This is a genomic window from Massilia sp. BKSP1R2A-1, assembly GCF_050586525.1.
Classification (GTDB): Bacteria; Pseudomonadota; Gammaproteobacteria; order Burkholderiales; family Burkholderiaceae_D; genus Telluria.
Genome location: NZ_JBOBRE010000002.1, coordinates 109,955 through 124,053, shown reverse-complemented (window position 1 = coordinate 124,053; position 14,099 = coordinate 109,955). Strand labels below are relative to the sequence as shown.

9 protein-coding genes are annotated in these 14,099 nt (G+C 68.5%); 7 read left to right on the top strand and 2 right to left on the bottom strand.

Annotated features, from left to right (window positions below):
* Positions 1-61: 61 nt before the first annotated feature.
* A complete protein-coding gene (locus tag ACQ7JA_RS03840; protein WP_430894682.1) occupies positions 62-2,428 on the bottom strand; it encodes a prolyl oligopeptidase family serine peptidase in 2,367 nt (788 codons plus the stop codon).
* A gap of 539 nt (positions 2,429-2,967) precedes the next feature.
* Between ACQ7JA_RS03840 and ACQ7JA_RS03835 the strand changes: the two genes are divergently transcribed.
* The 7 genes from ACQ7JA_RS03835 to ACQ7JA_RS03805 all read left to right on the top strand — a co-directional run bounded on the left by ACQ7JA_RS03835 (position 2,968) and on the right by ACQ7JA_RS03805 (position 13,138).
* Positions 2,968-3,609 (top strand): ANTAR domain-containing response regulator, encoded by a 642-nt coding sequence (locus ACQ7JA_RS03835; protein WP_430894680.1) that lies wholly within the window; start codon positions 2,968-2,970, stop codon positions 3,607-3,609.
* Between the two features lie 26 nt (positions 3,610-3,635).
* Entirely contained in the window at positions 3,636-4,781 is a 1,146-nt protein-coding gene (locus ACQ7JA_RS03830) for a CmpA/NrtA family ABC transporter substrate-binding protein (RefSeq protein ID WP_430894678.1), read from the top strand.
* A gap of 257 nt (positions 4,782-5,038) precedes the next feature.
* The gene (locus ACQ7JA_RS03825) at positions 5,039-6,334 is read left to right on the top strand and encodes an MFS transporter (protein ID WP_430894676.1); all 1,296 of its coding nucleotides are present in this window, start codon (positions 5,039-5,041) and stop codon (positions 6,332-6,334) included.
* 10 nt (positions 6,335-6,344) lie between these two features.
* A complete protein-coding gene (nirB, locus tag ACQ7JA_RS03820; protein ID WP_430894674.1) occupies positions 6,345-8,879 on the top strand; it encodes a nitrite reductase large subunit NirB in 2,535 nt (844 codons plus the stop codon).
* A 13-nt stretch (positions 8,880-8,892) separates the two neighbouring features.
* On the top strand, positions 8,893-9,240 hold the full coding sequence (gene nirD, locus ACQ7JA_RS03815) for a nitrite reductase small subunit NirD (RefSeq protein WP_430894672.1): 348 nt from the start codon (positions 8,893-8,895) through the stop codon (positions 9,238-9,240).
* Positions 9,225-10,448, top strand: coding sequence for an NAD(P)/FAD-dependent oxidoreductase (locus ACQ7JA_RS03810; protein WP_430894670.1), 1,224 nt, complete (start codon positions 9,225-9,227; stop codon positions 10,446-10,448). The genes nirD and ACQ7JA_RS03810 overlap by 16 nt, the downstream gene beginning before the upstream one ends.
* Positions 10,448-13,138 (top strand): molybdopterin-dependent oxidoreductase, encoded by a 2,691-nt coding sequence (locus ACQ7JA_RS03805; protein ID WP_430894668.1) that lies wholly within the window; start codon positions 10,448-10,450, stop codon positions 13,136-13,138. Before ACQ7JA_RS03810 ends, ACQ7JA_RS03805 begins: the two co-directional genes overlap by 1 nt.
* Here the strand turns inward: ACQ7JA_RS03805 and ACQ7JA_RS03800 are convergent.
* Positions 13,135-14,097, bottom strand: a complete 963-nt coding sequence (locus ACQ7JA_RS03800; RefSeq protein ID WP_430894666.1) for a hypothetical protein — start codon at positions 14,095-14,097, stop codon at positions 13,135-13,137. The two genes, ACQ7JA_RS03805 and ACQ7JA_RS03800, sit on opposite strands and share 4 nt — an antisense overlap.
* Positions 14,098-14,099 lie beyond the last annotated feature (2 nt).

The following is a 14,099-nucleotide window of genomic DNA, read 5'->3' as shown; positions in this document are numbered from 1 at the left end:
AAAGCCGTCCAATGAAAAAGGGCGCCCTGGGGCGCCCTGGATGGTACACCTTATCCGCGAATCACCTCGCCGGCTTGAGCGTGCGCTCGAACAGCTGCCAGATGCGGCGGTACTGGTCGTACCAGGCTTCCGGCTGCACGTAGCCGTGGCGCTCCAGCGGATAGCTGGCCAGTTCCCAGTGGTCTTTCTTCAGTTCGATCAGGCGCTGGGCCATGCGCACCGAGTCCTGGTAGAACACGTTATCGTCGATCATGCCGTGGGCGATCAGCAGATGGCCCTGCAGCTTGTCGGCGTACTCGATCGGCGACGAGATCTTGTAGGCCACCGGGTCGATGTCCGGCGTATTCAGGATGTTGGCCGTGTACTCGTGGTTGTAGGTCACCCAGTCGGTCACCGGACGCAGGGCGGCGCCGGCCTTGAAGGTTTCCGGTGCGCGCAGCAGGGCCATGAAGGTCATGAAGCCGCCGTAGCTGCCGCCGTAGACGCCCACGTTCTTCGCGTCGCCCTGGTGCTGCGCGACCATGTAGTTCACGCCGTCGATGTAGTCGACCAGTTCCGGGTGGCCCATCTGGCGGTAGATCGCAGTGCGCCACTTGGCGCCATAGCCCTTCGAGGCGCGGTAGTCCATGTCGAGCACGATGTAGCCGTTCTGGACCAGCAGGTTGTGGAACATCTGCTCGCGGAAGTAGTTCGGATAGCGGCGGCTGACGTTCTGCAGGTAGCCGGCGCCGTGAACGAACATCACGACCGGGTACTTCTTGCCCGGCTCGAGCTGTGCCGGGCGATACAGCTTGGACCAGACCGGGTCGCCGCCGGCGCTCGACGGCACCGCCACGTACTGCGGCTCGATCCAGCTGCGCGCTTTATAAGCCTCGCTGCGTGTATCGGTCAGCTTCACGGCCGCGCCGCCCTTGGCCGGCACGGTGGCTACCTGCACCGGGGTGTAGCTGGCGGAGTAGTGGACCAGCAGCTTGCGCTCGTCCGGCGACAGGCGGAAGCGCTCCACGCCGTCCAGGCTGGTGACTTCCTTCACGCCGCCCTTGGCATCGACGGCGCAGACTTCGTAGTCGCCCGGGTTGGTGCGGTTGCACATCACCCAGGCCATGCCGCCGTCCTGCGACCAGCGCACGTCCGAGGCTTCCCATTTGCCGCTGGTGAGTGCACGTGGCGCGCCGCCATCGGCGTCCTGCGTGTACAGGTGCGAGTAGCCGCTCTCCTCGGACAGGTACCACAGGGTACGGTTGTCCGGCAGCCAGCCGAATTCGTTGTTGTCGTAGTTGACCCAGGCCTGGTCGGTGAGGCGGTGCAGGGGCTTCAGTTTTGCGCCCTGCAGGTCGACGGTGGCGATCCAGCGGTCCTTGTTGTCGACCGAGCGCAGCATGACGGCGACGCTGGCGCCGTTCGCGGTCCACTCGATGGCGTCGGCGCCGTCGATCACGCGCACGGCGCGCTTGCCTTTCAGCGGCTCCTTCTTCGCCGCGGCGCGCAGCTCGGCCAGCGGGTCGGTGTCGACGCCCGGCAGCACGTCGAAGGACAGGTCCTGCACCCGGTTGGTGCGCAGGTCGACCAGTTTCAGGGCATGGGCCGGCGGCATGGCGCGGCCGACGCGGGTGCGCACGTCCTCGAATTCCTCGTAGCCCGATTCGGTCACGTAGCGCGGCATCTTGCCGGCCTTGCCCTTGTCCACGCCTTTCGGCTCGGTGACCACCAGCAGCCAGCGGCCGTCGGGCGACAGCACGCTGCTCTCGATGCTCACCTTGTCGCCCAGGTAGACCGGGCCAGGCGGCAGGCTCGCATCGCTGCGGCGCTGCTCGTTCATGCGTTCGCGCAGCGCGTCGCGATCACTCTTCTGGCGCTTCAGGTGCTCACTCAGGCGCAGCTGCTGCTCGCGCAGCGGGTCGTCGTCGCCGGCAGCCGGGTCCTTCGCTGCGCGCGGCAGGGCGGCAGGGCCGACCACCTTGCTGGCGCGGTCCCACAGATACCAGTCGTTGCCGATGCGGTAGTGGACGCCGCGCTCGTCGGCGGTGAACTGCATGGCGTCCAGCTTGGCGGCGCCGCGCGTGATCTGCAGCAGGGCGCCGTTCTTCAGGTCGCGTTCGAACAGGTCGCCGTTACGCAGCATCAGGGCGCGGCTGCGATCGCGGTTGTAGACGACGTCGGCGCCGTCGATCTTCGCCAGCTCGGCATCGGCCACCTGCTTCGGCTTGGCGCCCTGGGTGACCGCCCAGGTGTCGCGGATCGGGGAACCGGTGCGCTTCTGCTTGTAGTACACCTGTTTGCCGTCCCAGCTGAACCAGGCGGTCTCCACCGGGGTGCCGATCCAGTCGGGATGGGACATGGCCTGGTCGAGGGTGATGGGCGTGGATGCCGCCGCCGGCAGTGCCAGGGCGAGTGCCGCCGCGAAGAGGGACAGGGAAGGTGTGCGCATTGTCATCAGATCTGAGTGGAAGGGACTTTCTTGCCAGAAAAACGCGCTTGCATTCTAGCTCAGCAGACAATGTTGCGGTGAAGCGAAACAGGCGTGAGGGACGCCCAAAAAAACAGCGCCGCCGTACGTACGTACAGGCGGCGCATGCCTATATGGGGCACTGCTGCGGCGCAGCGTGCGCCGCCTGGGTCAGCCGCGGACGGCCGGCGCCCAGCCGCCGTGGGCAGCGTAGAGTTCGATCGAAAAGCTGCGCACGGCGGCGACGGCGCTGGCGAAAAGACGGCGGGTGGATGCGGCCATGGTGTTCTCCTTGAATACAGTAAAGTGTGATGCGATGTTGCGTTGCAGTATAAGGACATCCGCGTCATAAATAAACTTTCGGTTTGTGATCTCGGCGATAGATGCCGCGAATAATTGTCGACTTCTCTCGGCTGCAGATATTTACGTCGCGAATGTCTCATTGCCGCCACTGTGAATAAAAAAGGGCTGACGAACTCGGCTGCTTTGAAGGTGGTGCGAATCTTGCATGTCCTTCCGGCATGAAATCGCCAGGCAGTGCTTCACCCTCCTTACGCATCGTTGTCGTCAATCCCCCACTCGTGACGGGGGAGCAGGACGGCATTGGCGCCGAACAGGCGCGCCGCAGCGCCGCGCTGCGCATCGGCCTCCTCGAATGCGGCTACGACCTGGTGGCCTCGCTGCCGGCCGATGCGTATCTCGCGGAGCGCATCGGCCAGCTGCAGCCGGACATGATCATCGTCGACAGCGCCTCCAGCGCGCGCGACATCCTCGAGCACATCGTCATCGCCACCATGGATGCGCGCCGCCCGATCGTGCTGTTCACCGAAGACGACGCGCCGAGCAGCATGGACGCGGCCCTGGACGCCGGCGTCTCGGCGTACATCGTGGCCGGCCTGCAGGCGGAGCGGGTCAAGCCGGTGCTGGACGTGGCGCTGGCGCGCTTCCGGCGCGAGCAGAAGCTGCTCGATGAACTGGAGGGCACGCGCCAGAAGCTGCTTGATCGCAAGCTGGTCGACCGCGCCAAGGGCCTCCTGATGGCGCGCTACCGCCTGAGCGAAGACCAGGCTTACCAGCGCCTGCGCAGCATGGCGATGAACAAGAACATGAAGCTGGCCGAGATCGCGCAGCGGCTGATCGACGTGGAAGACCTGCTCGGCTAGCGCCGGCAGACGTAGAAAGGATCACTATGGCAGTCCTGGAGAATGGCAGCGGCAGCGGCGCATGGGTCGCCGGCTCGGACAAACCGGAAGTCGACACCCTGCGGATCGGCTTCATGCCGCTCGCGGACTGCGCACCGCTGGTGATGGCCTCGGTGCTCGGCTTCGACGCGAAGCACGGGCTGCGTTTTCAACTCAGCCGCGAACTGTCCTGGACCGGCATGCGCGACCGCCTGCTGGCAGGAGAGCTCGATGCGGCCCACGTGCTGCTTGGCCTGCTGGCCGGCCTGCAGATGGGGATCGGCACCCGGCCGCGCCAGATGGCGGTCCTGATGAACCTGAACCAGAACGGGCAGGGCATCACGCTCTCGCGCCTGCTTTCCCAGCAGGGCCTGAAGAATCGTGAGCGGCGCCTGCGCTTCGCCCATACCTTCCCGACGGGGAACCATGCGATGTTCCTGTATTACTGGCTGGCCGCGCAGGGCATCGACCCGCTGGCGGACTGCGACATGGTGACGGTGCCGCCGGGCCAGATGGCGGCCAGCCTGGGCGCAGGCCACATCGACGGCTTCTGTGCCGGCGAGCCCTGGGGCCAACGCGCCGTGCGCGAGGGACTGGGCGCACTGGCGGCCTCCAGCGACGCCATCTGGCCCGATCACCCGGGCAAGGTGCTCGGTACGAGCGCGGACTTCGCGGCCGCGCATCCGAACACCTGCCGCGCCATGATCGCGGCCCTGCTGGAGACGGCGCGCTGGCTGGATGCCGCGCGCCTGAACCGCGAGGCGGCCGCCGAGGTGCTGTCCAGTCCCGGCTACGTGAACGCGGACCGTGAGCTGCTCCAGTTCTGCCTGGCCGGCCGCGGCAGCGACCCTGTGCACTTCCGCGGCCACAACGGCCTGCGCTTCTTCGGCGGCGGCGAGGCCACTTTCCCCTGGCTGTCCGACAGCATGTGGTTCCTGACGCAGCAGCGCCGCTGGGGCCTGCTGCGCACCGATCCGCACTGGCGCGCGGTAGCCGCGGAACTCAATCGCATCGACCTCTATCGCGATGCCGCCAGCCAGGCGGGTGTCGACGTCCCCGATGCCGATATGCGCAGCTCGACCCTGCTCGACGGCCGCGTGTGGGACGGCAGCGATCCCGCTGGCTACCTTGCCTCATTCGGGGGCGCGGCTTGAAGCGGTGCGCCCGCATGCATCATTCCCGGGCATGTTGCACCGCAATGTAGCGCGCCGCAGGCGATCGAACCTGTGCTTCCCTCTGGCGCTTGCGTGGCACGGCTCTTGCTCATAGAGGGTACAGGGTCAATGGCGATCCTCTTCATACTTTCGCCGGTCTAACGAAGGACCGGCAACCAGGACAACGGCGTCCGCGGCTCCCTGCCTCATTCACGAGCAGGAGCGCGGACGCCGTTTTGTTTTCCAAAGGAAGAAACATGGCCAGCAAAGCAGACAGCATCAAGCTTCTCTCTTTCGACACGGCGCCGATGCGCGCATTCCACCTCACCTGGGTGGCCTTCTTCATCTGCTTCTTCGCCTGGTTCGCCTGCGCACCGCTCATGCCGGTGATCAAAGGCGAGTTCGGCCTCTCGATGGAGCAGATCGCCAACATCAATATCGCGGCCGTCGCCATCACCATCTTCGTGCGCCTGATCGTCGGCCCGCTGTGCGACCGCTACGGCCCGCGCAAGACCTATACCGGCCTGCTGCTGCTCGGCGCCATTCCGGTGCTGGGCGTGGCCATGGCGCAGAGCTACGAAAGCTTCCTGCTGTTCCGCCTCGGGATCGGGGCGGTGGGTGCGAGCTTCGTCATCACCCAGTACCACACCTCGGTGATGTTCGGCCCGAAGGTGGTCGGCACCGCCAACGCGGCGGCGGCCGGCTGGGGCAACAGCGGCGGCGGCGCGGCGCAGGCCCTGATGCCGCTGCTGCTCACCGCGGTCACCATGCTGGGCGTCTCGCAGGCCCTGAGCTGGCGCGTGGCCCTGGTGGTGCCGGGCCTGATGATGATCGTGATGGCCTTCTTCTACTGGCGCTATACCCAGGATTGCCCGGCCGGTAACTACGACGACCTGCGCGCGCAAGGCGAACTCCCCCAGGGAGGCAAGGGCGGCTGGGCGAGCTTCCGCGAGGCCTGCCGCAACCACCGCGCCTGGCTGCTCTTCGTCACCTACGGCGCCTGCTTCGGCATCGAGATCTTCATCCACAACATCGCGGCCGTGTACTACGTCGACAAGTACGGCCTCTCGCTGGGCGCCGCGGGCCTGGCCGCCGGCAGCTTCGGCCTGCTGGCCCTGTTCGCCCGTGCCCTGGGCGGCTGGCTGTCGGACCGCAGCGCACGCAAGGGAAGCCTGAACAGCCGCGTCACCGTGCTCTTCGTCCTGATGATCGGCGAGGGCCTGGGCCTGCTGTGGTTCGCCCAGGCCGACGGCGTCGCCTATGCCGTGATCGCCATGCTGTGCTTCGGCCTGTTCACCCACATGGCCTGCGGCGCCACCTATGCGCTGGTGCCCTTCGTGGCGCCGAAGGCGCTGGGCGGCGTGGCAGGCATCGTCGGCGCGGGCGGCAACGTCGGTGCAGTGCTGGCCGGCTTCCTGATGAAGGGGACCGGCGACATCGCTCAGACCCTCACCATCCTGAGCGTGCTGGTGCTGGTCTCGAGCCTGTGCGCCATCGCCACCCGTTTCACCATCACCGCGGCGCAGGACGCCCCGCTCGCATCCGCCGCATAAGGAGTACGCAATGCATATCGTCGTCGTCGGCCACGGCATGGTGGGCCACAAATTTGTCGAGACCCTGCTGGCAGCGGGCACGCCCGGGCTGCGGGTCACCATCCTCGGGGAGGAGCCGCGTCCCGCCTACGACCGGGTGCACCTGTCCGAGTTCTTCAGCGGGAAGAGCGCCGAAGATCTCTCGCTCGTCACGCCCGGTTTCTTCGAGCGCGAGGACGCCGTCCTGCGGCTGAACGCCCGCGTGACCGGCATCGACCGCGCGGCGCGCAGCGTCACCCTGGGCGACGGCGAAAGCGTCGCCTATGACAGGCTGGTGCTGGCCACCGGTTCCTATCCCTTCGTGCCGGCGGTTCCGGGCGCCGATCGCAAGGATTGCTTCGTCTACCGCACCATCGAAGACCTGGAGGCGATGCGTGAGTGCGGGGCGCGTTCGCGCACCGGCGTCGTGGTCGGCGGCGGCCTGCTGGGGCTCGAATGCGCCAAGGCGCTGCGCGACCTCGGCCTGCAGACCCACGTCGTCGAGTTCGCGCCGCGCCTGATGGCGGTGCAGGTCGACGAACCGGGAGCGCGCGTGCTGCGCAACAAGATCGAAGAGCTGGGCGTGCAGGTGCACACGCAAAAGAACACGCTGGCCATCGTCGACGGCGAAGCGGGTACGCACCGCATGCAGTTCGCGGACGGCGCGCATCTGGATGTCGACATGATCGTGTTCTCGGCCGGCATCCGTCCGCGCGACGAGCTGGCCCGCTACAGCGGCCTGGCGCTGGGCCAGCGGGGCGGCATCGTGATCGACGACCGTTGCCTGACGTCCGACCCGCATATCTACGCCATCGGCGAATGCGCGCTCTGGAATGGGCAGCTCTTCGGCCTGGTGGCGCCGGGCTACGATATGGCGCGCACCGCGGCGTGCCACATCCTGGCGGAAGAGGGCGCATTCACCGGCGCCGACATGAGCACCAAGCTCAAACTCATGGGCGTGGATGTGGCGAGCATCGGCGACGCGCATGGCGCGACGAAGGGCGCGCGCAGCTACCAGTTCCTGGACGAGCGCAAGCAGGTCTACCGCAAGATCGTGACCTCCGATTGCGGCCGGTACCTGCTCGGCGCCGTGCTGGTGGGCGACGCCTCGCCCTATGGCGAGCTGCTGCAGATGATGCTGAACCGGATCGCGCTGCCGGCCTCGCCGGAAGTCCTGATCCTGCCGCAGCTCGACGGCGCGGCGCGTCCGGCGCTCGGCGTGGGCGCGCTGCCGGCCGGCGCCCAGATCTGCTCCTGCAACGACGTGTCCAAGGGCGCGCTGTGCGAGGCTGTGGCGGGCGGCGCCAGTTCGATCGGCGCCCTGAAGAGCTGTACCAAGGCCGGCACCGCCTGCGGCGGCTGCGTGCCCTTGATGACGCAGGTGATGAATGCCGAGCTGTCGCGCCTGGGCGTGGCGGTCAACGACCACCTGTGCGAACACTTCGCCTGCTCGCGCCAGGAGCTCTACCACATCGTGCGCGTGGAAGGCATCCGCAGCTTCGGCGAACTGCTGGCGAAGCACGGCAAGGGACTGGGCTGCGACATCTGCAAGCCGGTGGCGGCGAATATCCTTGCGTCCGCCTGGAACGATTTCGTCCTGAAACCCGAGCACGCCAGCCTGCAGGACTCGAACGACTACTTCCTCGGCAACATCCAGAAGGACGGGACCTATTCCGTGGTGCCGCGCATGCCCGGTGGCGAAGTGTCGGCCGACGGCCTGATCGCGGTGGGGCAGGTGGCGAAGAAGCATGGCCTGTACACGAAGATCACGGGCGGCCAGCGGGTCGACCTGTTCGGCGCGCGCCTGGAGCAGCTGCCGCAGATCTGGGAAGAGCTGATCGCCGCCGGCTTCGAGTCCGGCCATGCCTACGGCAAGTCGCTGCGCACGGTGAAATCCTGCGTGGGCTCGACCTGGTGCCGCTATGGCGTGGGTGACAGCGTGGGCTTCGCGATCGCGCTGGAGAACCGCTACAAGGGCTTGCGCGCGCCGCACAAGATCAAGTTCGGCGTGTCCGGCTGCACCCGCGAATGCGCCGAGGCCCAGGGCAAGGACGTGGGCCTGATCGCGACCGAGAAGGGCTGGAACCTCTACGTCTGCGGCAACGGCGGCATGAAGCCGCGCCATGCGGAACTGATCGCCTCCAGCCTCGACGAAGCGGCGGTGGTGAAGCTGGTCGACCGCTTCCTGATGTTCTACGTGCGCACCGCCGGCCGCCTGCAGCGCACCAGCGTGTGGCGCGAGAACTTGGAGGGCGGGCTGGAATACCTGAAGCAGGTGGTGGTCGAGGACAAGCTGGGCATCGCCGCCGAACTGGAGGCGCAGATGCAGCACGTGGTCGATACCTATGCCTGCGAGTGGAAGGAAGCCGTCAGCAATCCCGAGGTACGGCGCCGCTTCCGCCACTTCGTCAACAGCGAAGCGGTGGACAGCAACGTCGTCTTCGTGCCGGAGCGCGGCCAGATCCGCCCGGCCAGTCTTGAAGAGCGACGCGGTCGCGTCATCCCGATTGCCGCCAGCGCGGCCTGAACAGGAGCCCATCATGCAACGAGACCTGCAACTTCAACACTGGACCGCCGTCTGCGCCATCGACGAGATCGTACCCGACACCGGCGTCTGCGCGCTGCTGAACGACCGCCAGGTGGCCATCTTCCGCGTTGGCGTGGAAGAGCCGCGCGTGTTCGCCATCGACAACTTCGACCCCAACGCCGGAGCGGCCGTCCTGTCGCGCGGCCTGGTCGGCAGCATCGGCGAGCGCATCGTGGTCGCGTCGCCCATCTACAAGCAGCACTTCGACCTGCACAGCGGCGAATGCCTGGAAGCCCCCGAGCATTCGGTGGCCAGCTACCCGGCCCGCGTGGAAGGAGGCAAGGTATGGATCGCCCCGTGAAACAGCGGCTGGTCGTGGTCGGCAACGGCATGGCCGGCATGCGCACCGTCGAAGAGCTGCTCAAGCTCGACGCCGGCATGTACGACATCACCGTGTTCGGCGCCGAACCCCGCGTGAACTACAACCGCATCCTGCTGTCTCCCGTGCTGGCGGGCGAGAAGCAGCCGGAAGACATCGTGCTGCACCCGCGCGCCTGGTACGAGGAACACGGCATCACCCTGCATGCGGGCGATCCCGTGGTGGCGATCGACCGCCGCCGCCGCGTGGTGCGTGCGCGATCGGGGCTGGAAGTGGGCTACGACCGCCTGCTGCTGGCGACCGGCTCCAGCCCTTTCATCGTCCCGGTGCCGGGGTCGAAGCTGGCCGGGGTGATCGGTTTCCGCGACCTCGACGACGTCGACACCATGCTGGCGGCAGCCGGTCGCGGCGGCCACGCGGTCGTCATCGGCGGCGGCCTGCTTGGGCTGGAGGCGGCGAACGGCCTGCTGCGGCGCGGCATGGCGGTGACGGTCGTCCACCTGACCGACAGCCTGATGAACCAGCAGCTCGACCCGCAGGCCGCGCTGCTGCTCAAGGCAGCGCTGGAGCGGCGCGGCCTGCGCATCCTGCTGGGCGCGCAGACGGAAAGCATCCTCGGCGACGACAAGGTGGAAGCGGTGCGCTTCGCCGACGGTCTCGAAGTGCCGGCCGACCTGGTCGTCATGGCGGCCGGCGTGCGGCCGAACATCGCCCTGGCGCGCGAGGCAGGCCTGTACTGCGAGCGCGCCATCGTCGTCGACGACACCCTGCAGACCTATGACCCGCGCGTGTACGCGGTGGGCGAATGCGTCCAGCACCGCAAGGCGACCTTCGGCCTGGTGGCGCCGATCTGGGAGCAGGCGCGCGTCTGCGCGGCCCACCTGGCCGGCCGGGGCCACCGCCGCTACGTGCAGCAGGCGACCGCCACCAAGCTGAAGGTCACCGGCATCGACCTGTATTCGGCCGGCGACTTCAATGGGCTGGAGGGCAGCGAAGACCTGGTGCTGCGCGACCGCCATGCCGGCGTGTACAAGCGCCTGGTGCTGGCCGGGAACCGCGTCGCCGGCGCCGTCCTGTACGGCGACGTGGCGGACGGGCCCTGGTATTTCGACCTGATCCAGAGCGGCGCCGACATCTCCGCCATCCGCGACCGGTTGCTGTTCGGCCCGGCCCTGTGCGAGGCGGCGTGATGGGGGCGCCCATCATTCCCATCGCCGCGGCGGTGCGCACCACCTGCCCCTATTGCGGCGTGGGTTGCGGGGTCAAGGCCAGCTTCACGCCGGACGGCGCCCTGATCGAGGGCGACCCGGAGCACATGGCGAGCCGGGGGCGCCTGTGCGTCAAGGGCTCGGCGCTGGGCGAGACCCTCGGCCTGGACGGACGCCTGCTGGCGCCCGCGATCCGCGAAGAGGGCAGGCTGCGCACGGCAGGCTGGGACGAGGCGCTCGGCAAGGTCGCGTCGACCTTCGCTTCCATCGTCGCCGAACACGGCCCGGACGCGGTGGCGCTCTACGTCTCCGGCCAGCTGCTCACCGAGGATTACTACGTCGCCAACAAGTTCATGAAGGGTTTTGTCGGCAGCGCCAACATCGACACCAATTCGCGCCTGTGCATGTCGTCGAGCGTCGCCGGCCACAAGCGCGCCTTCGGCGAAGACCTGGTGCCCGGCTGCTACGAGGACTTCGAGCTGGCCGACCTGATCGTGCTGGTCGGCTCGAACACGGCCTGGTGCCACCCGACCCTGTTCCAACGCATCCTCAAGGCGCGGGAAGCACGCCCTGGCCTGCGCATCGTCGCCATCGACCCACGCCGCACGGCCACCTGCGAGCTGGCCGACCTGCACCTGCCCATCAAGGCCGGCAGCGATGTCTGGCTGTTCAACGGCCTGCTGGCCTACCTGGCGCAAACCGGCGCCTTTGACGCGGATTTCGTGGCGGCGCACACGCAAGGATCGGAGGCCGCCCTGGCGGCAGCCGGAGAGTGCGAGAGCATCGAATGCGTGGCGCGCCACTGCGGCATCGATGCGCGCCTCGTGGCCGAGTTCTACGAGGCCTTCGCCGCGACGGGCAAGGTCGTCACTGCCTATTCGCAAGGCGTGAACCAGTCCTCCAGCGGGACCGACAAGGTCAACGCCATCATCAACTGCCACCTGCTCACGGGCCGCATCGGCAGGCCGGGCATGGGCCCGTTCTCGCTGACAGGCCAGCCCAATGCCATGGGCGGGCGTGAAGTCGGTGGCCTGGCGAACATGCTCGCCAGCCACCTCGAACTCGACCGGAGCGCGCACCGCGAGCTGGTGCGCGCGTTCTGGGATGCGCCGCGGATCGCCGCGAAACCCGGCCTGAAGGCGGTCGACCTGTTCCGCGCCATCGAGGAGGGCAAGGTCAAGGCGGTCTGGATCATGGCCACCAATCCGGTGGTCAGCCTGCCCGACGCCGACCAGGTGCGGCGTGCGCTCGCGCGCTGCGAGCTGGTGGTGGTGTCGGACATGACCGCCGCCACCGACACCGCCGAACTGGCCGATGTGCTGCTGCCGGCCCTGGGCTGGGGCGAGAAGGACGGCACGGTCACCAATTCGGAACGCTGCATCTCGCGCCAGCGCGCCTTCCTGCCGGCGCCGGGCGAGGCGCGCGCCGACTGGTGGGCGCTGTGCGAGGTGGCCCGGCGCATGGGCTACCGCGGATTCGATTACCCGGACACCCACGCCATCTTCGACGAGCATGCGCGCCTGTCCGGCTGGCGCAACGACGCTGCCGGGCTGCCGCGCGCCTTCCGCATCGATGGCCTGGCAGGCCTGGACCGCGCGGCCTACGACGCCCTCGCGCCGATCCAGTGGCCGGTGCCGGCAAGCGGCGAGGGCACGGCGAGGCTGTTCGCCGACGGCCGTTTTGCCCACGGCGACGGCAAGGCGCGCTTCATCGCCACCAGCCCGCGCCTGCCGGCCAATGCGGCCGGCGCAGAGTATCCCTTGATCCTGAATACCGGCCGCCTGCGCGACCAGTGGCACACCATGACGCGCACCGGCAAGTCGCCCCGCCTGGCCGGCCACGCGCCCGAGCCTTTCGTCGACATGCACCCGCACGACGCGCTGCTGGCCGGCGTGTGCGAGGGGGAGCTGGCGCGCGTGAGCAGCCGCTGGGGCACGCTGGTGGCGCGGGTCAGCCACGGCGGCGGCATCGCCCGCGGCAGCGCCTACGTTCCGATCCACTGGACCGGCCAGAACGCCTCCGACGCGCGGGTGGGGGCGGTGGTCAATCCCGCCGTCGATCCCGTCTCGGGCGAGCCGGAATTCAAGCACACGCCGGTGCGGGTCGAACCTTTCGCCGTGGCCTGGCACGGCTTCATCCTCAGCCGCGCGCCGCTCGACCTGGCGCGCGTCGCCAACTGGACGCGGATCTGCGGCAGCGGTTTCCTGCGCTACGAACTGGGCGGCCGCGAAGCCGTCTCGCCGGAGTGGGCGAGGACGCTGCTGGGCGCGGGAGCCGATGCGGACTGGATCGACTACGAGGACCGCACCGACGGCATGCTGCGCTGCGCCCTGCTGGTCGACGGCCGCCTGCAGGCCTGCCTGTTCGTCTCGCGCAGGCCGGACCTCCCGGCACGCAGCTGGCTGGGCGGTCTGTTCACCCAGGGCGAACTGTCCGCCCGCGACCGCGCCACCCTGCTGGCCGGGCGCGCCGCGGTCCAGGGCAGCGATCCCGGACCGACGGTCTGCGCCTGCTTCGGCGTCGGCCGCAATACCATCCGCAGCGCCATCGTGCAGCACAAGCTGGAGGATGCCTGCGCCGTCACCGCCTGCCTGCGCGCGGGCGGCAACTGCGGTTCCTGCCTGCCGGAGATCCGGCAGTTGCTGGCGCAGGAAAACAGCAGGGCAGGCTAGCGCAGCTCATCGCGACAGTGCCCGCCGGCGTCGAGGCGTGCGCGTGCCGCCAGCTGGTCAGTGCCGAACAGCGGCAGTTCCTGGTAGACGCGTTCGGTGGCCGGCACGGCGAACACATAGCCCTGCCGCTCGAGCTTGTGGCGGATCTCGACCTGGGCCACGTACACGGGCGCCAGCACCCGCTGGGCCTTGCGCTTGCCGAGGTCGAGGTAGCCGAAGCGCATGGGATGGACGTGGATGGCGTCCGCCGGCAGCCTTTCCCTGGCGTTGCCCAGTATGCTGGCCAGCCTGCGCGCGATCTCCCGTGCCCCGTCCTCCGGCGCCAGCACCACGGTGCTGTCCAGCGTCTCGGCGACGCCGGGGCGGATCCGGATCGACAGCGCGTCGATCGCACCTTCGCCCGCCAGCGTGAGGGCCACCGAGGCCGCGCCCAGCACCAGGACGCCGTCGATGGCATGGCGCCAGGCGCCGGTGGCGCGCAGCAGCACCGGCTCGGACAGGCGCTGCTCGCGGTCGGCGCCCTGGGCCTTCGACAGCCAGAGGCGCTCGAAGTCGAGGGTGTCGCCGTCGCCCGCCCATTCGCGCAGCTTGAGCTGCTGGGCCAGGGCCTGCAGCTGGCGGGTCAGCACCTCGCGTTCCGCGACGCGTGCGAATGCGCCTTCCAGCGGCGCCAGGCCGGAGCTGAACTGCAGCGCGCCCGAGGCGTGGTGGAGGGTAGCGCGCGCGCCGCCGGTCAAGCGCACCACGGTGCGTTCGGCGCCGGTGACGAAATTCGCGTGGTCGCGCGAGCAGGCGTCGCTTTCCCTCAGCAGGGAGACGAAACGGTTGGCGCGGGTGCGTGCTTCGTCCTGGCTCAGGCCGCGCAGCACCAGCACGTCGGCGCGGCCCGGCACCTTGTCCGCGCAGGAGGCGGCCAGGCTGTCGATCAAGGCTTGTTCGTTCATCGCTAGCATGTTCATGG